The organism is Billgrantia endophytica, from assembly GCF_002879615.1.
Classification (GTDB): Bacteria; Pseudomonadota; Gammaproteobacteria; order Pseudomonadales; family Halomonadaceae; genus Halomonas; species Halomonas endophytica.
This window is the reverse complement of sequence record NZ_PNRF01000034.1, coordinates 58,303-79,491: the sequence shown is the minus strand read 5'-3', so window position 1 is coordinate 79,491 and position 21,189 is coordinate 58,303. Positions and strand designations below refer to the sequence as shown.

The 21,189-nt window shown below is 62.8% G+C and carries 15 protein-coding genes; 5 read left to right on the top strand and 10 right to left on the bottom strand.

The window, feature by feature from the left end; translation table 11 throughout:
• Nucleotides 1-307 precede the first annotated feature (307 nt).
• The 3 genes from C1H69_RS17025 to C1H69_RS17015 form a co-directional block, all read right to left on the bottom strand.
• Complete coding sequence (locus C1H69_RS17025; RefSeq protein WP_102654573.1) at nt 308-1,255, bottom strand: threonine ammonia-lyase; 948 nt, start codon at nt 1,253-1,255, stop codon at nt 308-310.
• 13 nt (nt 1,256-1,268) lie between these two features.
• Nucleotides 1,269-1,862 carry an exopolysaccharide biosynthesis protein gene (locus tag C1H69_RS17020; protein ID WP_102654572.1) on the bottom strand — a complete coding sequence of 198 codons (594 nt, stop codon included), beginning with the start codon at nt 1,860-1,862 and terminating at the stop codon, nt 1,269-1,271.
• 68 nt (nt 1,863-1,930) lie between these two features.
• Entirely contained in the window at nt 1,931-2,836 is a 906-nt protein-coding gene (locus C1H69_RS17015) for a cation diffusion facilitator family transporter (protein WP_102654571.1), read from the bottom strand.
• Between the two features lie 136 nt (nt 2,837-2,972).
• On the opposite strand from C1H69_RS17015, the gene C1H69_RS17010 reads away from it, so the two are divergent.
• Both C1H69_RS17010 and C1H69_RS17005 read left to right on the top strand, forming a co-directional pair.
• Nucleotides 2,973-3,422 carry an SRPBCC family protein gene (locus C1H69_RS17010; RefSeq protein ID WP_102654570.1) on the top strand — a complete coding sequence of 150 codons (450 nt, stop codon included), beginning with the start codon at nt 2,973-2,975 and terminating at the stop codon, nt 3,420-3,422.
• Nucleotides 3,423-3,621: 199 nt separating this feature from the next.
• Complete coding sequence (locus C1H69_RS17005; protein WP_102654569.1) at nt 3,622-5,283, top strand: methyl-accepting chemotaxis protein; 1,662 nt, start codon at nt 3,622-3,624, stop codon at nt 5,281-5,283.
• Between the two features lie 48 nt (nt 5,284-5,331).
• Here C1H69_RS17005 and C1H69_RS17000 read toward each other — a convergent pair whose 3' ends face one another.
• The 7 genes from C1H69_RS17000 to C1H69_RS16970 all read right to left on the bottom strand — a co-directional run bounded on the left by C1H69_RS17000 (nt 5,332) and on the right by C1H69_RS16970 (nt 14,287).
• The gene (locus C1H69_RS17000) at nt 5,332-7,161 is read right to left on the bottom strand and encodes an ABC transporter ATP-binding protein (protein WP_102654568.1); all 1,830 of its coding nucleotides are present in this window, start codon (nt 7,159-7,161) and stop codon (nt 5,332-5,334) included.
• A 2-nt stretch (nt 7,162-7,163) separates the two neighbouring features.
• Nucleotides 7,164-8,912 (bottom strand): ABC transporter ATP-binding protein, encoded by a 1,749-nt coding sequence (locus C1H69_RS16995; protein WP_102654567.1) that lies wholly within the window; start codon nt 8,910-8,912, stop codon nt 7,164-7,166.
• A 79-nt stretch (nt 8,913-8,991) separates the two neighbouring features.
• Entirely contained in the window at nt 8,992-9,798 is an 807-nt protein-coding gene (locus C1H69_RS16990) for a 4'-phosphopantetheinyl transferase family protein (protein WP_102654566.1), read from the bottom strand.
• Nucleotides 9,773-10,543, bottom strand: coding sequence for a 2,3-dihydro-2,3-dihydroxybenzoate dehydrogenase (gene dhbA / locus C1H69_RS16985; RefSeq protein ID WP_102654565.1), 771 nt, complete (start codon nt 10,541-10,543; stop codon nt 9,773-9,775). Before dhbA ends, C1H69_RS16990 begins: the two co-directional genes overlap by 26 nt.
• The gene (locus tag C1H69_RS16980; protein ID WP_102654564.1) at nt 10,540-11,415 is read right to left on the bottom strand and encodes an isochorismatase family protein; all 876 of its coding nucleotides are present in this window, start codon (nt 11,413-11,415) and stop codon (nt 10,540-10,542) included. The genes dhbA and C1H69_RS16980 overlap by 4 nt, the downstream gene beginning before the upstream one ends.
• Nucleotides 11,412-13,064: a (2,3-dihydroxybenzoyl)adenylate synthase gene (locus C1H69_RS16975; RefSeq protein WP_102654563.1), complete on the bottom strand. Its 1,653-nt coding sequence runs from the start codon at nt 13,062-13,064 to the stop codon at nt 11,412-11,414. The genes C1H69_RS16980 and C1H69_RS16975 overlap by 4 nt, the downstream gene beginning before the upstream one ends.
• Nucleotides 13,061-14,287, bottom strand: a complete 1,227-nt coding sequence (locus tag C1H69_RS16970) for an isochorismate synthase (RefSeq protein WP_205738527.1) — start codon at nt 14,285-14,287, stop codon at nt 13,061-13,063. Before C1H69_RS16970 ends, C1H69_RS16975 begins: the two co-directional genes overlap by 4 nt.
• A gap of 90 nt (nt 14,288-14,377) precedes the next feature.
• Between C1H69_RS16970 and C1H69_RS16965 the strand changes: the two genes are divergently transcribed.
• Genes C1H69_RS16965 through fepB form a run of 3 tightly spaced genes read left to right on the top strand, consistent with a single transcriptional unit; the run spans nt 14,378 to nt 21,184 of the window.
• Nucleotides 14,378-18,865 (top strand): amino acid adenylation domain-containing protein, encoded by a 4,488-nt coding sequence (locus tag C1H69_RS16965; RefSeq protein WP_205738526.1) that lies wholly within the window; start codon nt 14,378-14,380, stop codon nt 18,863-18,865.
• Complete coding sequence (locus C1H69_RS16960; RefSeq protein ID WP_102654562.1) at nt 18,853-20,187, top strand: condensation domain-containing protein; 1,335 nt, start codon at nt 18,853-18,855, stop codon at nt 20,185-20,187. Before C1H69_RS16965 ends, C1H69_RS16960 begins: the two co-directional genes overlap by 13 nt.
• 16 nt (nt 20,188-20,203) lie before the next feature.
• Nucleotides 20,204-21,184, top strand: a complete 981-nt coding sequence (fepB, locus tag C1H69_RS16955) for a Fe2+-enterobactin ABC transporter substrate-binding protein (RefSeq protein ID WP_102654561.1) — start codon at nt 20,204-20,206, stop codon at nt 21,182-21,184.
• The last annotated feature ends 5 nt before the right edge of the window (nt 21,185-21,189 follow it).

The following is a 21,189-nucleotide window of genomic DNA, read 5'->3' as shown; positions in this document are numbered from 1 at the left end:
GTTTTTCTACCTTGTTGGAGCGCTGCTTCGCATCGCGACTGGCGCCGCAGGCGCCTCGGCGGAGGCCGCCGTGTGGCGACGATCACCTGCCCGGGCGACCCCGCGGTCGCGAGCTAACGCTGGCTCCAACAGCTGTTTTTCTACCTTGTTGGAGCGCTGCTTCGCATCGCGACTGGCGCCGCAGGCGCCTCGGCAGAGGCCACCGTGTGGCGATGATCACCTGCCCGGGCGACCCCGCGGTCGCGAGCGGACAGTGACCGGAGCAGGCCAAATCCACATGATGTAGCGAAGAACCACATTGAAGAGCCTAGAGAAAATCGCCCAGCTCTTCGCGGCTCATGTTGCCGCCGGTGATCACGACCACCACGTCGCCGTCAGGGGGCAGCGGCACGGCATCCTCCAGCAGGGCGGCGATGCCAACGGCAGCGCCGGGTTCGGCCATCAGCTTGGACTGGAACAGCAGGTGTCGCATGGCTTGGTGGATCGCCTGGTCGCTGACGGCGACCAGCGCACTGGTATGGGCGCGACACTGCGGATAGGTAAGCTCGCCGACGATGGCGGCAGCCAGGCTCTTGGCACAGGTATCCACGCGGTCCAGCGGGGTTGGCGCGCCGTTCGCCCAGGCATGAGCCATGCTGGCCGCGCCGCTTGGCTCGATGCCGATCAGCGCGAGCTCGGGGCGTAACGCCGCCGTGACGATGCCGATACCCGAAATCAGCCCGCCGCCGCCCACGGGGCAGAGAATGGCCGAAGCATCAGGCGCCTGTTCCAGGGTTTCCAGGCCGACGGTGCCCTGGCCGGCGATGATGCGTTCGTTGTCGTAGGGGTGGACCAGCGTCAGGCCGCGCTCCTCGACCAGTTGGTGCATCAGCTCCCATGCTTCGTTGATGTCGCCGCGCAGTATCACCTCGGCACCCAGCTCTCGGCTTCCTTCCACCTTGAACCGACTGGCATTCTCGGGCATCACGATGGTAACCGGCACGTTCGCCATGCGTGCCGCCCAGGCCAGGCCCAGGGCGTGATTGCCGGCCGAGACGGCGCCCAGCCCCCCGGCCAGCTCCGTGCTGGACGCGGTACGAACCCAGTGCAGACCGCCTCTGGCCTTGAACGAGCCGGTTCGCTGGAAGAGCTCTCCCTTCAACCAGATTCGACGACCGAGTCGCTCCGACAGGGCGTGATCGAGAATCAGCGGTGTAGGCGACAGCGTGTCGGCAATCGTGGCATGGGCCTGTTGGATGTACGAGAGCGTGATCATCGAGTGCTGTCCTCTACAGGAGATTGGAGAAGACCACCCACAGTGTGACGGCGGTCAACAGGAGAGCCAGCATCGTCAGAAGGCCGTCGCGAGCCATGATGGCCAGCCCGAAAAGGGTAAGTGCCGCTCCTGCGATATTGGCCGAGAAGGGAACGAACTCCATGGGCGGCATGGAAAGGGTGATCAGCACGCAGGCCACGGCGGTCACTTGCATGCCCCTCCTGCCGGTCATGAAGCCGAAGCGATGGCGAAGCAGGCGGTCGACCCAACGGGCAGGGGTACGCATCCAGGACAAGCCCTTGTGCACCTTGCCACTGGGCAGGGTGCGGTTGCGTACCCAGGCCGGCAGCCAGAACGTCTTCCGCCCCAGGAGCAGCTGGATGCTGACCAGAAAGGTGAGAAGCGCCATGATCACGGGAACCCCGGGAATGCCGCTGATGACGGGCATGAGCGTGATCAGGCCGGCCAGCAACAGCAGTGGGCCGAACGAGCGGCGGCCGATGACCTCCAGGACCTCATCGAAGCGGATCCGGCTGGAAGGGGTTTCAATGTCCTCGATGGCCTGGATCATCTCTTCGAGATTGTGCGGTTCGCTGCTCTCTTCCATAAGTCTCTCGTTTCTCCTCGAGCGTACTGCAGCCTGAGCATCGTTCAGACTGACTGGCTTTGCCACCTTCAGGCCCAGCGGGGATCGGCGGTGAAGGCCACGGTGAACCAGCGCCGCTCGGCGGGAACGCTCAGTTCCCCGGCGATCTGTTCACGAATCTCGTCGAGTACCGAGATGCCCTGGCCGGCGGCGAAATCGGGCGCGGTGACGATATGGATTTCGATATAGTGGCCGCGTCCCGCCTTGGCCACATGGCTGAAGTATTGCAGCAGCCCCTCGCGCTGCATGACCGGCTCCATGGCGACGTGCACTTCCCGGTCGATGTCGCTGGGCGCAATCAGGAAGATCTCCTTCATGGCGCGGCGGACGATCCCGATGGGCACCGGTATCAAACAGACCGTGAGCACGGCCAGCAACAGCGAGTCCACGTAAGGGGTCCAGTGGGCCACGGCCGTGCCTTCCATCAATAGCGCGATGATGAAGGCCACCAACAGCGCTGCGGTGATCAGGCCCGCCATCAACCAGCTATGCATGTCGATGCGCACGAACTCCGACCCGGCCCGACGATTGATGCGCTTCTGATAGAACGTCATCGAGAAGCAGACGATGGAGACCACCACGGCATAGCCAATGGCCACGTCGAAGTCGAGAACGTTGCCACCCTCCATCAGCCCCTGTATGGCATTCAGAAAGGCGTAGAAGCAGAGCAATATCAGGATGCTGCCATTGAGCGCCGCCACCAGTGGTTCCAGGTGCCAGTAGCCGTGCTGGAAACGCTGGCTGGCTTCCCGAATGGCCAGGCGTGCCACCAGCAATGCCAGAGCGGACATGGCCGCATCGATGGTGGAAAAGACGCCGTCGAACAGAATCGACTGGGAACCCGACAGCAAGCCGAAGGTGACCCCCAGGCTCGAGACGATCAGGGTCATGACGATGGAGAGCTTGAGCGCGCGTTGCTCGAGAGAGGCTTGCATGATGGATCTCTGCTGCGGAAAACCTTCCATTCTAGCCGATGCCGTATTGGGAGGGGAGGGGCGCTGTCGAAGCCGAGCCTCCTCGTTCGACGACATGAAGCCATTCCCGACACTCGTCATGAAAGGAGATGTGAACATGCCCAGCACCATTCGACTCCACCGTGTCTTGCAGGCTCCCCCCGAGCGGGTCTATCGCGCCTTCCTCGATCCGGACGCCATGGTGAAATGGCTCCCGCCGAACGGCTTCACGGGCAAGATACACCACATGGATGCCCGCGTTGGCGGTGAATACAAGATGTCGTTTATCAACTTCAGCACGGGCAGCAGCCACTCCTTCGGCGGACAATACCGGGAGCTGGTGCCCAACGAGCGCATTTCCTACACCGACACCTTCGACGATCCCGGTCTGGCCGGTGAGATGCAGGCGACCGTCGCCTTCAAGGAGGTTTCTTGTGGCACGGAAGTACATATCACCCAGGAAGGAGTGCCTGACGTCATCCCGGCCGAAGCCTGCTACCTGGGCTGGCAGGAGTCGCTGATGCTGCTGGCGAAACTTGTCGAGGCGGAAATTCCCGACGGGCCATGAGATCCCGATAGGATCGCCCAAATACTGAACTCCCACCGCGGGCCACTCAGCGCCCGCGGTTTCTATCAGGTGGTTTCGCGACTTTCCACTGTCAATAAGTTGTAATTTTACATTTTTTTCTCAATAACTTGACCTTCGTGCCGATGAAATAGAAGCAAGCTGATATTGCAGGAAACTTTTATCGCATGGGGGCGGTTCGATGAAACACTTATCTATCAAGTGGAGCCTGACGGCGGCTCTGGCGGCGCTGGTGCTGATGATCGGTTTGATCAGTGGGCTGGGCTTCTACTCGAATGCCACCAGCGAAGCGGCCTTGCATGAACTCGCGGAAACCAACGTCAAGCTCTCCAACCTGGCCAACCGTACCCAGGTGAATGTGTTGCGGGCGCAGACGTTTCTGGATCGCTTTGCCAGTCACAGTGTCCAGGGAGATTCCGAGAGAGGGCGTGAAAACCAGCAGATGGCGGTAGCGGCCATCGAGGAGGCGCAACAGCGCTTTGCCGAGTTCCAGCAGATACCGATCGAGCCTGAGGACTCCCGTGCTCCCTATGTCGAGGCCCTTTCGGTGGCTTACGAAGCGCTTGTCACGGAAGGTCTGGTGCCCTTGCTGGATGCCGCGCCGTTCCTGGTGCAGCGTAGGCAGGACCACCTGGCCGAGCTGGGGGCGGAGATGGATGCCGCCATGGAATCCTTTATCGCCTACAGCGAGCAGCGTGGCGAGGCCGCCATCGCCCGTGTCGAAAGGCTGGACCAGAGCGTGATGATGATTGCCATTGGCCTGCTGGTGCTGGCACTCGGGGCGGCGATCCTCATGCGTTTCGCGATGATGCGCGTGGTGGTGGCCCCGCTGCGAGAGGCGATCGAGCATTTCGAGCGCATCGCCGCTGGCGATCTTACCGCACGCATCGAGGATCGCGGCAGGAACGAGATCGGCCAGCTCTTCAGTGCGCTTGGGCAAATGCAGGAGCAGCTCAAGACGCTGGTGGTCTCGCTGCGCAGCAGTAGCGACCATGTCTTCATCGGCGCCGGCGAGATCGCCTCGGGCAGCCAGGACCTGTCCTCGCGCACCGAGCAGCAGGCCTCTGCCTTGCAGCAGACCGCTTCCAGCATGGAGCAGATGGCCGCCACCGTCAGCAAGAATACCGAAACGTCCGTCGAAGCCGACCGGCTTTCCGCCTCGGCTTCCCAAACCGCCGAGGCAGGTGGGCAGGAGGTCGAGCGGACCGTACAACTGATGCGAGAGATCGCCGAGAGTGCGCGCCGCATCAATGACATCATCGGCGTGATCGACTCCATCGCCTTCCAGACCAACATCCTGGCACTCAATGCCTCGGTCGAGGCGGCCCGGGCAGGGGAGCAGGGTCGTGGCTTCGCCGTGGTGGCCAGTGAGGTTCGCTCTCTGGCCAGCCGCAGTGCGGAGTCGGCCAAGGAGATTCGCGTCCTGATCGAGGAAACCACGACACGAATCACCAGCGGTGCCGAGCAAGCCGAGCGCAGTGGCCAGACGATCAACGATACCGTCGAATCGATACGCCAGGTCACCACCCTGATGGGCGAGATCTCCACCGCCACGCGGGAACAGAACAGCGGCATCGAGCAGATCAACACCGCACTGACCGAAATGGACTCGGTGACCCAGCAGAACGCCTCTCTGGTCCAGCAGACCAGTGCCGCCGCCACTTCACTCGAGGAACAAGCCAAGCTCCTGGCCGAGGTGATCGCCACCTTCCGGGTCGACGACCAGGCGGCAGAAGCGGATCCGATGCCCGCGCGGCTCCACCATCGGACACCCGCAGGCCAGAAACCAGCCGATAGCCGGTCGCATGACGAGGAAGCCATCGAAGAGGGGCGTGAGTTCTGACGGGCCCAGGTTGCCTTCGGTATCCATCGCCGGTGCATTCATACTGGTTCAGGCCACTCCCCGTGGCTGGGGCTCATCGTCGTTCGAACGAACCGCGGCCACATGCCAGCACTTCACTCTCTGCTGTGCACGCCACATCCGTTGATAGCGACCCTCCGTTTCCATCAGCTCGGCATGGCGCCCGTTTTCCGCCAGGTGCCCATCCTCGAGCACCAGAATCTGGTCGGCTCCCACGATGGTCGAGAGGCGGTGGGCGATGACGACCACTGTCTTGTCGCTGACCAGGGTGTCGATAGCTCGCTGTACCGCGACTTCGCTTTCACTGTCGAGTGCGGCGGTGGGTTCGTCCAGAATGACGATGGGGGCGTCCTTCAACAGGGCGCGTGCGATGGAAAGGCGCTGTTTCTCTCCACCGGACAGGCATCCACCAATGTCGCCGATGCGCGTCTGCCAGCCCTGTGGCAGCCGTTCGATGAACCCCAGGCACTGTGCCGCCTGGGCGGCGCGCCGTACCTCTGCGTCGCTGGCGTCGGGCCTGCCCATCCTGATGTTGGCCATCACCGTATCGTCGAATAGATAGACATCCTGGAAGACGACCGAGATCAGGTCGTGGAGACGGGCTGTCGGAATGTGGCGTATGTCCACTCCGCCGATTCGAATGCTACCGGACTGAGGATCCGCCTGGCGCAACAGCAGCCTGGTCAAGGTGGTCTTGCCCGAGCCGGACGGACCGACGAGCGCCGTCAGACTCCGGGGCGGAAGGTGCGCGCTGAACTCTCGTACGGCAGGCACGTTCCCCTGCGCATATTGAAAGCTCACGTCGTCGAAATGGATGTCGTACGACGTCGGCTGCTCCTCTGGCTGGCGCTGCGCCAGAGGGGAGATCGCCAGCAATGCACCGATACGTTCCAGGGCCGACTCGATCAATTCCAGGATGGCCGTGTAGAGAATGAAGGTCGAGAGGGGTTCGGAGAGGCGAGCGACGATCACGAAGAGCGCAGCGAGTACGGCCAGGTCCAGCGAACCGTCCAGTACCCATACGACACCCAGCCCCAGCATGATCAGCAGGCCGACCTCGACCACGGTGGCGACCAGGATATTGGGCTTGGCGCCCTTGCGATGGCCAATTGCCTGGATGGTTTCCAAATGAACGAAAGTCGAAGTCAGGCGTTCGGCCTTCGCACCCGCCTGGCAGGCCGCTCGCAACACCGGAAGCCCCTGGGTATATTCGAGTACGTCGGCATTGGCCTGCTGATGGGCTTCGCCGAGGATGCGCTTGCCACGACCCAGCGCAGGGCGTCGCCAGCGGTACAGCGGAACGATAGCCGGGAAGATGAGCAGCAAGGCCAGTGCCATTCGCCAATCCACGGCGAGCAGGGCCAATGCGGTGCACAGCGGCGTCACCAGGGCAATGAAGATCAGGTTGATAATGGTCAGCGTATGGGCAAGGTTCTCGTCGACGTTGTTCAGCACCATGGAGTTCAGCTCGCCGGTTCGTCGACTCTGCAGGGTTTCCAGGGGCATGCGCCGCAGCTGCTCGCCCAACTGGATCCGCAGGCGATGGGTAGAGGCGGCCATTCGCCCATCGAAATCGAAACTCTGGGCGCGCCAGCGCAGAACGAGACTTGCCACCACCAGGGCGCTGCAGGCGACCAGCCAGTACAGGGCTTCCGCGAAATCACGCCTGGATAGCAGAGCGGAGAGCAAGGGAACGATGCAGGCCAGTGCAAAGCCCTGTGCTGCAGCGGCTAGCAACAGCCCGATGAGGCTTCGGCGCAGGCTCGGGGCATCCGGGCCGACGCTGACCAACAGCTGGCGATAGGTGGTCAGCCAAGGGGTCGGGGGCCGTCTGCGAGAGGTGGCAGAACCGTGGCTCATGCTCATGCTTCCTGTGTGATGATGGTGTGCCGGCTCGTCTGCCCCAGAGACCAGTTCTGAGCCGTTTCGTAGTTCTGCCAGAGGCGTGCATAGGTGCCATCCTGCTTCACCAGGGCATCGTGCTTTCCGCCCTCGACGAGATGGCCTCGGTCGAAGACGAGAATCTGGTCGGCATCCCGGATAGTGGCCAAGCGGTGAGCCACCATGATCACCGTCTTGTCCCGCATCAGCCGGGACAATGCATCGACCAGTGCCGCTTCGTTTTCGGGATCGGCGAAAGCCGTGGCTTCATCGAGAACGAGGATTGGTCGATTCTGCAGAATGGCGCGGGCGATGGTGATGCGCTGTCTTTGCCCGCCCGAGAGAAACACGCCGCGCTCGCCGACCCGGGTGTCATAACCGTCTGGCAAGGCCATGATGAAGTCGTGGGCCTGGGCAGCTTTTGCCGCCGCGATCAGGCTGTCCATGTCGGCGTCAGGTGTACCCAGGCGAATGTTGTCAGCGACACTGTCGGAAAACAGGAAAGTGTCCTGGAAGACGAAAGCGACCTGTTGCATCAATGTATCGGAGGTCATGTGGCGGACATTGACGCCCCCCACGAGGATGCGTCCGCTGGAAACGTCCCAGAACCTCAGGATCAGCTTGGCCACGGTGCTCTTGCCTGCCCCGGATGGCCCGACCAGTGCGGTGATCGTGCCGGGCGCCACATCGAAGCTGACGCGGCTGAGCGCCTCGTCGTCAGCGGGAGTGTAGCGAAAGCTCACGTCCTCGAAGCGCACGCTGGCTTCGCGTGGCAACTGCTCGGTTTCGCGGCTCGGGACGGGAGGATAGGGAGCCGCCATGACGTCCTGGATGCGTGCAATGCTGAGTTTGACCTTGTCGACCATGTGCCTGAGCATCATCATCGGCATGACCGCTTCGGCCATCCCGGTGCACAGCAGCAACACCGCCAGCCAGCGCACGGGGTCCAGGTCTCCATGCCACGTCAGCCAACTGCCCAGCCAGAGCACGACGAGTAGTGTCGGCATGGGGCTGAGTACCACCCAGGAAAACCGGGCGGCAAAGCCGGACTCCCGATACCAGCGTGTCAGAACGGCCAGATACGCCGCCAATGCTTGCTGATAGCGTCCAAATGTCGAATGTCCCGTATCGAACGTCCTGACCACGGGCATGGCCTGGACGAATTCGACGATGGCCGAACTGACCCGTTCACGTGCGTCGTTATATAGCCGGACCATTTCGCCACGCCGGCGTAGCGCCAGGCTGAGAATGCCGAAGCCCAGCACCAGTACCCCCAAGGCGCCCAGGGCGAGGCGCCAGTCCAGCCACACGAGCACGCAGAAGGTGGCGATGGGTGTTATGTAGGCGCGTGCGTAGAGCGGCGTGCTGTCAGCGACGAAGACGTGGAGCGATCTCACGTCGTCGTGAATGACCTTGGTCAGAGCACCCGCGCCCTGTGCCTGCACGTAACCCATGGAGACCCGGGCCAGCCGGTCGCTCAGCCGCATTCTCAGAATGCGCTCCAGGCGGAAGGCGGCATAGTGTGCCTGGTTGAAGGCGCCCAGGCGCATCATATACGTCGCCACGGTGCAGGCCAGCACACCCACCATGAGTTCCCATGGCCACGTGCCAGGCTGCTCGAGCAGCGCCTTGACCGTCAGGGCCAGCAGTCCCATGCAGAGCAGCCCCAGCAAGGCCGAGGCAACGGACAGCCCCATGGCATAACCGATCTGGCTCCCTACGGGGCGCATGATGGACCAGGCGCTCGAAGCACGACTGGAATCGCAACGGTGTTGCGCGCTTTCTTCTGATGGTGACGGGATCGTCGACTCAGTCATGGTGATACCCCTTTCTATGCGTGCGTTCGGTATGGCTGATCGTTTGTCCGGGCTCGTGTAAAGCGTTGCGCGACTGTTGCAGAACTCGCGATGAAGGGATCGCGACCCGGGTCAACAAGAGACCTTTGAAGCGACAGTGGCGTAAATGAAATCTCGTCCCGGGCCGCCATTCGCCACCCAGGTCGATGCGTAGTCGCAGCACGGCGCTTCCGCGCAGGTCCCACTCGACGAGTTCAGCCGCGGTGAAGTCGAAGCGGCGACGAACCAGCGGGAAGAGCGCCTTGAACAGGCTCTCCTTGGCAGAAAAACTCAGGGTGACGAAGAACGGACGTGCCTTGTCGCAACCACGTTCGCGCTCGCTCGGCGTGAGCACGAGGGGGGCAAGATCCTCGCTCTGCGAGGCGCTGAATGGCCGTTCGAGATCGAGGCCGAGCCCGCGGTAGCACTCCTGCGGACCCACCAGGGCAGCGGCCTGGCCTCGGCAGTGGCTGATGGCGCCGACTACGTGCGTGGGCCATATGGGATCTCTCTCGACTCCCACCGCCGGGCATTCGGACCGACCCGTGAGGGCGAACAGCGCCTCTCGGGCGCAGTGCCGCCCGGCCAGGAACTCCACTTGGCGCCGCCATGTGGCACGCTCGAGGGCGGATGGCAGCGGGATATCGCTGAATGCATCGTCAGCAGAATGTTCCCGTCTCCTTGTGAAGCGAGTTGCCACGAAGCGGCACGCCACCGGTACGAAGCCTTCAGGCAACGCACCGGTGGCGTACACCTCAGGCGCTGAGCGTGGCGCCGCCATCGATCACTAGGTCTCGTAGCGTGATGTGTCCGGCTTGCGCCGAGGCCAGGAAGAGAACGGCGTCGGCGATGTCGTCCGGCGTGGCCAGCTTGCCCAGGGGAATGCCCAGTTTGTATTGCTCGGCCAACCCCTCCAGGAGGCGCTGGCGCTCGGCCGAACTCGGGCACATGCTGCGTAGCATCGGCGTATCGGTTGAGCCTGGCGAGACGAGGTTGCAGCGCACACCGTAAGCCGCCAGTTCCAGTCCTACGCAGTGGCTGAGGCTTGCCAGTGCGGCCTTGGAGGCGCAATAGGCCGCCATGCCCACTCGTGGGACGTGGGCCGCGTTGGAGGAGACATGGATCACCGCGCCATGACGTTGACGTTGGAACTGAGAGATCCATTGGCGCAGCAGGTAAAAGGCGCCAGTGACATTGACGTCCAGGCAGGCGTGCCAGTCTTCCAGCGTCAGCGAATCCGTCTGGCCCAGGCGTAGAATGCCCACGGCATTGACCAGCACGTCGAGACGTGGCGCTTCGGCCTGCAGGCGGGCGCATGCCTCAGCCACCTGCTCGTGCTTGGTGAGATCAACCGTCCACAGGCGGAAGGGCGTATCCGCGACATCCGCGTCTCGGTCGAAGCCGATCACCTCCGCGCCCTGGGTCAGGAAACGCTCGGCCACGCAGCGGCCGATACCGCTAGCGGCACCTGCCACCAGCACCCGCTTGCCGACCAGATCATTGTAGGTCGCCGCAGACGCGCTCATTGCACCGCTGCCTTGGTAACCTGCTGCTCGACGAGCGACCACCAGGCCTCCAGCGTCGGTGTGCTCACCAGTTCTTCGAAACTCAGGTGTACACCGTGTGCTTTGAGTTCGGCGGCCAGTGTCATGACTTGGATCGAATCGAGACCGTAAAAAATCAGATTTTCGGTCGGGTCCAGTTGGACGTCGTCATCGATCGACTGCCGCACGCGCGATTCGAGCCACTCACGGGTCAGGTCCGAAGCGGTTCCCATCAGACTGGTCGTGTCGACGACGCAACCGCAGCGATTCGCCACGAAGCGCAGTGCCATTTCGTGGTCGGCCGAGGAGAAGTCCGCCGTGGCGTCGGCCACTAGGAAGACTTGGATATCACGCATGAAAGCATCGAGCGCCGTGGCCAAACAGCCGATATGCGTGTAGACGCCGCCGATCAGTAGCTGATCACGCCCCAGATCGCCAAGCAGTGCGGCCAGCTCGGAACGCTGGAAGGCGCTATAGCGCCATTTGACCAGCACGGTGTCGTCGTCGTCTGGCGCCAGCGCCTCGATGATCGGTTGCAATTGCGGATCGGCGTCCGTGAGCCCAGGGCCCCATATGTCATTGAGCAGGCCGCGTGATGATGCCTGCTGCTTGTGGGGCTGAGCGGTGTAGATCACCGGTATGCCCTGCGCCTTGCACCAGCGGCGCAGGCTTGCAAGATTATCGACGAGCTGACGCACGAGCGTGTTCTCCTCGCCGTAGAAACTCAGGAAATAACGTTGCATGTCGTGAATCAACAGGGCGGCTCTGGTGGGGTCGAGCTGCCAGTCAACCCGGTTGTCCGGTAGGGTGCCGTGTACTGGCATGGGGTAGTCGGGCAGGGAGGGGATGCTCATGAAGTCACCTCGCTTGGATTGGCGGCTGGCGCAGAACGTAACGCCAGTTCGTTACGCAGCCGGCGCTTGTCGATCTTGCCGACGGCGGTCAGCGGCATGGCATCGATGAAACGGAAGCGGTCGGGCACCTTGTAGGCAGCCACGCCCAGGTCGAGCAGGTGCCGGCGTAGAGTGGCGGGGCGCAGGTCGGTTGTATTGGTGACCAGGAAGGCGCAGCTCTTCTCGCCCATCAAGGCATCGTCCATGGCCACCAAGGCGGCATGGGTGACCGCCGGATGGCGCAGCAACAGGCTTTCGATCTCCTCGGCAGCGATCTTCTCGCCACCGCGATTGATCTGGTCCTTGACCCGCCCCACCACCCGCAGATAGCCCTCGGGGGTGCGTTGGACCAAATCACCGGAGTAGTAGAATCCCTGTGCGTCGAACACCCGGGCATTATGCTCGGGGCTGCGGTAGTAGCCGCGGAAAGTGTAGGGGCCGCGCGTGGCCAACATACCGGTTTCGCCATCTGCTACCTCGCGCCTCTGGTCATCGACGATCCTGATCTCGTCGTCCGGGCTGATCGGGCGGCCCTGGGTGGTGAAGACCCGTTCCGGGTCGTCGTCCAGCCGTGTGTAGTTCACAAGCCCCTCGGCCATGCCGAAAACCTGCTGCAGGGTGCATCCCAAGGTGGCCGGTACGCGCCTGGCCAGCGATTCGGCAAAGCAGGCACCTCCTACCTGCAACACCTCCAGCGAGCGTAGTGGAGCACCCGGTGTCCGCTCGGCGACCTGCAGCCAGAGCATCACTGCCGGTGGCACCAGAGCGGCCATGGTCACGCCGCGGCGCTCGATGATCTGGAAGCAGGTCTGCGGCTCTGGGCTCGGCGCCATCACCACGCAGCCACCCGCATGGAAGACGCCCAGTGCTCCGGGCGAACTCAAGACGAAGTTGTGCGGTGCCGGCAGGGCGCACAGGAAGCGAGTGTGCGGCCCCAGCCCGCAGATATCGGCGCTGGCGCGTACGCTGTAGTCGTAGTCGTTATGGGTGCGTGGGATCAGTTTGGGCACACCGGTGCTGCCTCCCGATAGCTGGAAGAAGGCGACCTGGTCGGCCGGTGTGGGGAAGTAGATCGGCACGGCGCCGAGCGGAGGTGTCTCGAGCCAGTGCGCCAGGCTACGCTCGGGGGCAGTCTCGTCCAGCAGCAGAACCTGTGACAGGTGCGGTGAGATCCCTGTGAGTTCGGCGATGAAATCTTCGCTGGCGAATAGCTCGTGACGTCGGGCTGCGATCAACAGCCGTGGCTGAAGCTGCTGGGCATAGCCGCTCAACTCCAGCTTGCGGTGGCTGAATAGTGCGTTGACTGGGGCAACGCCGATCTTGAGTAGGGCCAGGAAGACCAAGTAGAACTCGGCCACGTTAGGTAGCTGCACCAGAGCCGTATCGCCGTGTCCCAGTCCGTTCGCGCTCAGGCGTGCCGCCAGATTGCTGGAAAGGCCATCGATATCCGCATAGCGGAACTGGCGGTTGCCGCAAATCAGGCCGATTGCATCCGGACGATGACGACGCTGCCAGTCGAGACCGCGGGTCAAGGGCTCATCACGCCAGTAGCCCTTGTCGCGATAGTGCTGGGCCAGCTCGGTGGGCCAGGGATTGTGTTCCAGCTTCATGACGTCACTCCTGAGGTGGCGTTGGAGACTCCCTCATCTACCGAGAGTCCGCACGCCTGGCGCATGGTGCCCAGCTTGGCCTGGACTTCCTCCCACTCGGCCTCAGGGTGTGACGCGGCGACGATACCGGCGCCGGCAAACAGACGGATGACATCCCGCTTGACGTTGCCGCAACGGATCGTTACCACCCACTCACCATTTCCTTGCATGTCGCTCCAGCCGACCATGCCGGTGAACAGGCCTCGTTCGAAGGGCTCGATGAGTTGGATCAGATGGCGTGCGTCCTGAGTGGGGTAGCCGCACACGGCCGGTGTCGGATGCAGTTGGCAGGCGAGCTGCAGTGCTGTGGTAGTCGGTTCGCGCAACTGTCCCTCGATCCGCGTGGAAAGGTGCCAGAGCGTGGGAGTGGCCAGCAGGGCAGGGTGTTCAGGAACGACGAGTTCGGTGCAGTACGGCCGCAGGACGCGCACTACCTCGTCGATCACCAGTCGGTGTTCGTAGAGATCCTTGGTCGACCTCATCAGGCGTTCGCCGGCTTCGCGGTCACTTTCGGGGACGGGCTGGCGTTTTGCCGTGCCGGCCAGGGGATTCGATACCACCCGTTCGGCTTGCTTGCAAAGCAGTAGCTCCGGGCTGGCTCCGATCAGCTCACTGCCATCTTCCACAGGAATACGAAAGCGATAGCCAATGGGATTCTGTGCGGCTAACCCGTCAAGTAGCCGTTCGACATCCAGCGGGGCGGCGAACCGCAGCTCGTGGACCACCGATAGCACTGCCTTGCGAAGCTCACCGAAGCCGAAATTGACGATGGCCTGCTCGACCGCCCGCTTGAAGCCACCCTCGTCGGGGAAGCTGCGCTGTTCCACCAGCTTGGGTGGCGCGTACTGCAATGCCGTCGGGCTGGGGGCCTCGGAGCGCGCCTGCCAAGCATAGTGCTGAGGCACGTAGAGGCAAGAAGGAGCATGCGGATCGAAGGGGATGGCCCCCATGACGATGGGGTTGACCTGTCCCGCTCGGCGAGCTTCCTCGAGTGCGTTCTGTATCGCCTGCTGAAAAAGACTGTCCGGCAGATGGCCGCCGTGCGGGGGAAGCGTGAGCGGCTTCGAGAGGGCCGATGCTCTCAGCTCCCGATTGGCGGAGGTGAAGAGCAGTCGCCGGCCACCTGCGGTAAATCCCTCTACCGACTCAATCTCCTGCATTTCCCTGGCATTGGAGCTTCCCATGGCTTTCCCCTAATGAGAATGATAATGAGAATGGTTGACTATAGTATTTAAGTGAGTATATTAAATGCAAGTTGTCAAGAGGAAATGGCGATGACGCAGCTGACGGAGGTGCAGGCCGCCTACTGGATGGGGCGGAAAATCCGGGATGCCTTGGGTGGCGTAGCGGCTCATCTCTATGCGGAATTCGGTACCCAAGCAGCACTGGACGTCGAGCGCCTGAGCCTTGCTGTCGAGCGGCTTTTTGGCATGCACCCGATGCTGCGCTTGCAGCTGACCGAAGAGGGAAGCCCGCAGGTGATGGAGCCGGGCACGGCATATGCGCTGGCGGTAGACGACATGCGCCATCTACTGCCGGGCGACCTGGCGAAGCGGCTGACGGAAAAGCGCCACGACAAGACTCATCAGCGGCTGCCGCTGGACCGCGGGCATGCTGCCGAACTGAGCGTGAGTCTGCTTCCTGATACTCGTGCCCGCCTGCATGTCGATGTCGACATGATCGCGGCCGACCCCTCGAGCTTTCCCGTATTGATGGATGATCTGGCCCGACTCTACGAGGCGCCAAGCGGGCGGGATGCAGGGCCGTGCTTGACCTACTTCGATTACTTGGCTCGCCTGCGTCGAGATCGTGGGCTCGCGCGCCAACGTGAGCAGAGCCGTCGCTGGTGGCGTGAACGCATGGCGCGGATTCCCCCGCCGCCGCCTCTGCCGTGGAATGGCGGTGGCGCAGTGCGCAGCGAGTCGCTTGCGGTGCTGCTGGAAGCACGAGAGCGAAAGGCGCTTGAGATGGCAGCGCGTCGGAAAGGGCTGACTCCAACAACGCTACTGCTGGCGCTCTTCGCCGATGTGTTGGGTGCCGCGCTTGACGTCGATCGGTTTCGCCTGAATGTTCCAATGTTCTACCGCCATCCCCTTGGTGAAGGCGTCGAACGGCTGATCGGCGATTTTTCCAATTTGCTTCTGCTGGGCGTGGTGCTGACGCCAGGCATGTCGCTGGGCGAACTCGGCAAGCGTTTGGCTGATGACATGGCCCAACTCTTGTCGCACTCCGCCTATAGCGGGGTTGGTGTCATGCGCGATATGTCACGTCACCACGGTGGCATGCAGATCTCGCCCGTGGTCTTCACCTCCGGCCTGGGCATGCCGGGCGGAGAACTCTTTAGCCCGAGGGTGACGCGCCTCTTCGGCAAGATGGAATGGGTCGTGTCGCAGGGCCCCATGGTGGCCTTGGATGCTCAGGTCGCTCCCGTCGACGGTGGCTTGCTAATCAACTGGGACGTGCGGCTGGATGCCATTCCCGAATCCTGGGTAAGGACGACGTTCAACACCTATGTAGCACGTGTGCGTGAGCTTGCTCGAGCGCCTGAGCATATAGGGCAGGCGATCGCCTTTGGTCGCAGTACTTCTGCTGGGTCGAATAGGCGGAGGCAAGGCAAGGAGCTTCCCTTGACCTCTCTGCAGCAGGCTTACCTCTTGGGCAGGAGCGAAAAGCTGCCGCTTGGGGGGGTCGCCATGCAAGAGTTTCGCGAATATCGAGGCCGCATTGACCCCCATGTCCTGCGTCGGCGGCTGGCATCGCTGGTGCGCCGGCACGCTGCCTTGCGTACGCGGATCGATACCCGGGCTCTGACGTATCGGGTCAGCGAGGAGCCGATGCTCAATCTGGATGAGGTGGACCTGCGAGGGGAGACCTGGATCGCCGCATGGGAGCGCATCGACGCCATGCGTGACGACTACACGCACCAGCTCTTCGATCCGACGTACCCTCCTTGGCACATGCGGCTTTTCCTCCTGCCAGCGACGGAGACAGTGGATCGGGACGAGAGCGTGCTGTTCGTACGTTTCGATGCTCTGATCGTTGACGGCCGTTCCATTGCCAAGCTGATGGCCGCTCTCTTCGATGGTCAAGATTCGCCCATCGCCAGCAAGGGCACGGCAGCTTCTCTTTCGGTCATGTCGGTACGGGATCGAGGCGAGGCGGCCCGCTATTGGGCCATGGCGTTGCAGGACGTCTGCGGTCCGCCGCAATTGCCTTGGAAGCGGCCACTGGAAAGCCTCGGTGTATCGCGCTATCGCCGTCAGGGCCGGTATCTGCCACGCAGCGAACTGGCGCGCCTGGCCCGCCTGGGTGCATCGCATTCACTGTTTCGCAATAGCCTGCTCACGGCATTGATTCTCGAGGTGTTGTCGCGCTGGACGTGCGATGCCGAGCTCTGCATCGGAATGCCGGTTGCCTTGCCCGGACACCCCGCGTCGATAAGGAACGACTCGACCTTTATCGCTCTGCATTACGATGCCAAGCGCGGCACGCTGCTCGAGCGTGCCCGCCGGATCCAGGCGGACGTGCTCCAGGGGCTCGACCACCTTGCCTTTTCCGGGATCGATATCAATCGACAGCTGCTGAAGCGTAACGGAGGGGGCGTAGCCCTGCCGGTGGTCGTCACCCATGGCCTGGATTGGCCGACGCTGGCGCCGGATGCCCCGGTTCGTTGGCACGGCGGTCTGACTCAGACGCCGCAGATGGCAATGGACATTCGCCTGCTGGCAGATGCACAGGGCAATTTGCAACTGGGCATCGACTACGCGGAGAAGGCATTGGCTGGCGAGTTGATACGCGATCTGTTGAGCGCAATCGAGCGGGCCATCGGGGCCGTCATCCGGCGAGGCGAGCTGATCCTGGAGGCGGGCGATTGCCTGGACGCCGTGTCGCTTCATCGCAGCGATGGCGAAAATGAGAGCGCAGATCCTCCATGGCCATTCCTGGCGCATCTTGCCGAGCGCCTGTTTTCCGGCGACGAAGGTCGGGCTGCGCTCATTCATGGCGAGCGACGTGTTGGCTATGGCGAACTCGGCGATGCCGTGCAGCGTGTCATGGGTGGGTTGCGACAGCATGGAATTGGAGAGGGCTGCGTGGTGGCGATCTGTCTGCCACGCAGCCCTGAGCACCTGATGCTGGTTCTGGCCTGTGCCCTGATGGGGGCTATCTGGGTGCCCGTAGATGCTGGCGCACCGTTACGGCGGCGGCGTTATCTCCTGGACAACTGTCATCCCGAGCTGACCGTGGCGCAATCGCCGATCGATGGTCGACGGGTGGTCACGCCGGCTCGGCTGCTCGAGGCGCGACCGGATCCCCGGCCCACCACCGAAGCCTTGGTTGCACGCAGTGACTGCGAGGTACCGGCCTACTACCTCTACACCTCCGGCACGACCGGCAAGCCGAAGTGCGTGGTGTTGACGAACCGGGCGACTGCCAACGTGATCGCCCATACGCAGACAGCCTGGCGGATCGTATCCGACGACGTCTTGCTTTCGGCTACGCCGTTGCATCACGACATGGCCGTCTTCGACATCTTCGGTTCGCTCAGTGCTGGGGCAACTCTGGTGCTCCCCACGGCCGAAGAAGACAAGGATGCCATTCACTTGAATCGCCTAGTGCGTGAGCATGGCGTCACCCTCTGGTGTTCGGTACCGGCGATTCTGGAAATGCTGCTGGCCTGCCGGCGAGACGATTCGCTGCGCTCGCTGCGCCTGATCGCTCAGGGCGGAGACTACATCAAGCCCGTCATTATCGATGAGCTGCGCGGGCTGCTCCCCGACGCGCAGCTATTCTCGCTGGGAGGGCCAACCGAAACCACGATCTGGAGCATCTGGCACGAGATCGGTCGCGACGATCTCGACGTGATTCCCTACGGCCGACCGCTGCCGGGTAACCGCTATTACGTTTGCAACGACGCCCAGGGGCATTGCCCGGTCGGGGTCGTGGGCAGGATCTACACCAGCGGGATCAACCTGGCGCTCGGCTACCTGGACGAGGGTGAGATTCGACAGACTGATTTCGGCACGCTTGTGGACGAGCGGGGGCGGCCGGTCAGGGCGTTCAGGACCGGCGACCTGGGGCGCTACCGCCAGGATGGCACGCTGATCTTCGCTGGGCGGGTCAATGGCTACGTGAAGGTGCGCGGTGTGCGGCTGTCGCTGTCGGACATCGAGAATGAGCTTTCCAGGCATCCCGCTATCCGGCAATTGTTGGCTGTCGATCATGTGGAAGGTCGCACGGGTGAAACGAGCCTGGGGGCCCTCTACGTTTGTGTGGGCGACACGCCGCCCAGCGCGAGGGAATTGAGGGAGTTCGCCCGCGGCCGGCTCCCGGAGTCCCATGTACCTGCTCGTTTCGTTCGCGTCGAGGCTTTGCCACTGTCGGCCAATGGCAAGCCTGACCGCCAGGCGGCGAGATCCATTCTGGAAGCCGCCGATGAGGTGTCTTCTACCGATGTCAACACGTCGGCAAGCGAGCGGGTACTGTCCATCTATCGCCAGGTTCTTGGCAAGTCGGGCCAGGAGAGAGAGCACGTGGGGGCGGACTTCCTGACCATGGGATTGCGACCGTCGCATCTACGTACGATCGCGTTCCGGCTCGGTGAGGAGTTTGGCGCGTCTTTATCCATGCATCAATTGCTGCGTTGTCGGACGGCTGAGGAGGTGGTCCGGCTGATGCAGCATCCATCCGGCGGCGCCATGATGGTATCGCCGACGCAAGGCATGTCTGTCGACGAGCAAGGAGGCGACCCATGGAGCCGATAAGGCAATGCGATACGAGCGGAAGCTGGCTGCCGCTCACGTTGGCGCAGTTGGACTTCTGGGAGGAATATTCGCTGCAGCCGGATCAATCCATTTCCACGGTGGCCCACTGCATTGATATCGAAGGCGCGGTCGACCAGGCGGCGCTGATCGAGTCGATTACGCGTACGGTCACTGAAGCCGACGTTCTCTCGGTGCGTTTTCATTTGCCATCGGATGGTAGGCAGCCGCTCCAGCGCTGTGCTGCCGAATGGACGCCGAACCTGGTGCTGCGCGATCTGCGCGGCGAGCCCGATCCATTACAGGCAGCGCAGCGCCTGATGCGTGCGGATGTCGAGGCCCGCTGTGACCTCCTGCAGTCGCCACTTGCCGCGCAATGGCTACTGCGCGTGTCCGAGCGGCGCCATCTCTGGTACAGCCGCGGGCACCACATCATCCTTGATGGCTACGGCATGGTATTGCTCGAGCGGCGCTGCGCGCAGCTGTACGCTCATCTGATTGGTCGTGGTGAGCCCGGGAAGCCGCTGAAGCCGTTCGCGCACTATCTTGCCGAGGAAGAAGCCTACCGGCGCAGCCAGCGCTTCGACGAGGATCGGCGCTTTTGGCGCGACTACCTCGATAGTAGCCATGACCTCTCCGTACTGCACAAGGGGGAAGAGAGCGATGTGGCAGAGGAACGGCACGCAGAGCTGGCACTGACGGAGACTCTGGAGCGCCGCCTGAACGCGGTGGCGAACGACACCGGAATCGGCTGGCCGGATTTGCTGGTCATGCTGACCGGGCTCTATCTCCTGCAACACCAACCTGCCGGGCACGGAAGCGACGCGCTGGCGGTCTGGCTACCTTTCATGAGTCGCTGGGGCAGCGTCAGTGCCTATATTCCCTCTCTGACGGTCAATATCCTGCCGTTGTATGTCGACGCGCCGGGCGAGGAGTCTTTGGGGAGTTTCCTTAATCGAATGACGAATGTGTTACGTCGACAACGGCGTCATGGCCGCTACAGAATCGAGCAGTTCGCCGCTGACCGCGGATTGTCCAAGGGAACCCGCTTTCTTTTCTCGCCACTGATCAATGTCTTGCCCTTCGATACGCCGGTGTTCTGGGGGTGTCGGGTGGAGCGGCAAGTGATTGCCACTGGTCCCGGCGACGGTTTCGATCTTACCTATCGCGGGCGTAGCGATGGCTCGGCACTGTCACTCATGCTCGATGCCGATCCTGCGATCGTTGCGTCCGACGAGTACGCACGGCATCGGCGTGAGTTACCGGCGTTCCTGGCGCGCGCCTTGAGTCCTGGCGCATTGACGACTGCGGTGGCACACCTGTGAAAATCACGAGGCAAGCATGCGCGGAGTGACGATCAAAGCCCTGTGGGGCGGATGGCTGCTGCTGGGAGTCGCGATGATGGCAAGCTCACTCGCTCTCGCCGTCGACGACTGGCCACGAACCTTTACCAATGTGGATGGCAGTGAAACCACGATCCCCGGCCCGCCGCGCCGCATTCTCTCCACCTCGGTCACGATCACCGGCACGTTGCTGGCGATCGATGCGCCGCTGGTGGCCAGCGCCACATCGGCCAACGGGCACTTCTTCGACCAGTGGGAGGGCGTAGCTCAGGAGCGGGGAGTGCAGCGGCTGTGGCCCGCCGGCAGTGTCGACCTCGAAACCGCCTATGCCGTCGAGCCCGATCTGATCGTCGTATCGGCAAGTGGTGCCGACTCCGCCCTGGCGCAGGTGCCTTCTCTGCAGGCCATCGCGCCCACCATCGTGCTGGACTATGGCGGGCAGACCTGGCAGTCGCTGGCCAGACAGCTCGGCGAAGCCTCGGGCCTGGAAGATCAGGTGGATGCCAAGCTGGCGGAATTCGACGACTACCTGGCGCAAAGCCGATACAAGATCAGCGTGCCCGAAGGCGAGGCCAACATCATCAGCTACAACGGGCCTGGGGCGCCCAATCCGATCGCCTTGAGCGACGGCGTCCACGGTCAGTTGCTTCAGGCGCTTGGCTTCACCATCGAGTCGCCCGCACGCGAGTGGCAGAGCGATGCAAATTCGGCACAGGATTTCGTTCGTGCGCAGTACGAGTACCTGACCCAGATGAGGGCGCCGACCACTTTCCTGCTCAGCGCCGGCGACGAACGGGCGGCGGCGTTTCTCGACGATCCGATCCTTGCCAACCTGCCGTCGGTGCAAGCGGGGCAGGTCTACGGCTTGGGCGCGAATTCGTTTCGCATCGATTTCTTCAGCGCCACGGAAGTGATCGACGGCATCGTCGAGAGGTTCGGAGCGAATCATGATGACGACCGACGACGGAGTGTCCAGTGAACCGG

Excerpts from the sequence above, each read along its gene's own strand:
- C1H69_RS17015 (WP_102654571.1), bottom strand. The coding sequence starts at position 2,836 with ATGCAAGCCTCTCTCGAGCAACGCGCGCTCAAGCTCTCCATCGTCATG.
- C1H69_RS16980 (WP_102654564.1), bottom strand. The coding sequence starts at position 11,415 with ATGAGCATCCCCTCCCTGCCCGACTACCCCATGCCAGTACACGGCACC.
- dhbA (WP_102654565.1), bottom strand. The coding sequence starts at position 10,543 with ATGAGCGCGTCTGCGGCGACCTACAATGATCTGGTCGGCAAGCGGGTG.
- C1H69_RS16965 (WP_205738526.1), top strand. The coding sequence starts at position 14,378 with ATGACGCAGCTGACGGAGGTGCAGGCCGCCTACTGGATGGGGCGGAAA.
- C1H69_RS17010 (WP_102654570.1), top strand. The coding sequence starts at position 2,973 with ATGCCCAGCACCATTCGACTCCACCGTGTCTTGCAGGCTCCCCCCGAG.
- fepB (WP_102654561.1), top strand. The coding sequence starts at position 20,204 with ATGCGCGGAGTGACGATCAAAGCCCTGTGGGGCGGATGGCTGCTGCTG.
- C1H69_RS16975 (WP_102654563.1), bottom strand. The coding sequence starts at position 13,064 with ATGAAGCTGGAACACAATCCCTGGCCCACCGAGCTGGCCCAGCACTAT.
- C1H69_RS17025 (WP_102654573.1), bottom strand. The coding sequence starts at position 1,255 with ATGATCACGCTCTCGTACATCCAACAGGCCCATGCCACGATTGCCGAC.
- C1H69_RS16970 (WP_205738527.1), bottom strand. The coding sequence starts at position 14,287 with ATGGGAAGCTCCAATGCCAGGGAAATGCAGGAGATTGAGTCGGTAGAG.
- C1H69_RS17005 (WP_102654569.1), top strand. The coding sequence starts at position 3,622 with ATGAAACACTTATCTATCAAGTGGAGCCTGACGGCGGCTCTGGCGGCG.
- C1H69_RS17020 (WP_102654572.1), bottom strand. The coding sequence starts at position 1,862 with ATGGAAGAGAGCAGCGAACCGCACAATCTCGAAGAGATGATCCAGGCC.
- C1H69_RS17000 (WP_102654568.1), bottom strand. The coding sequence starts at position 7,161 with ATGAGCCACGGTTCTGCCACCTCTCGCAGACGGCCCCCGACCCCTTGG.
- C1H69_RS16995 (WP_102654567.1), bottom strand. The coding sequence starts at position 8,912 with ATGCGCCCCGTAGGGAGCCAGATCGGTTATGCCATGGGGCTGTCCGTT.
- C1H69_RS16960 (WP_102654562.1), top strand. The coding sequence starts at position 18,853 with ATGGAGCCGATAAGGCAATGCGATACGAGCGGAAGCTGGCTGCCGCTC.
- C1H69_RS16990 (WP_102654566.1), bottom strand. The coding sequence starts at position 9,798 with ATGGCGGCGCCACGCTCAGCGCCTGAGGTGTACGCCACCGGTGCGTTG.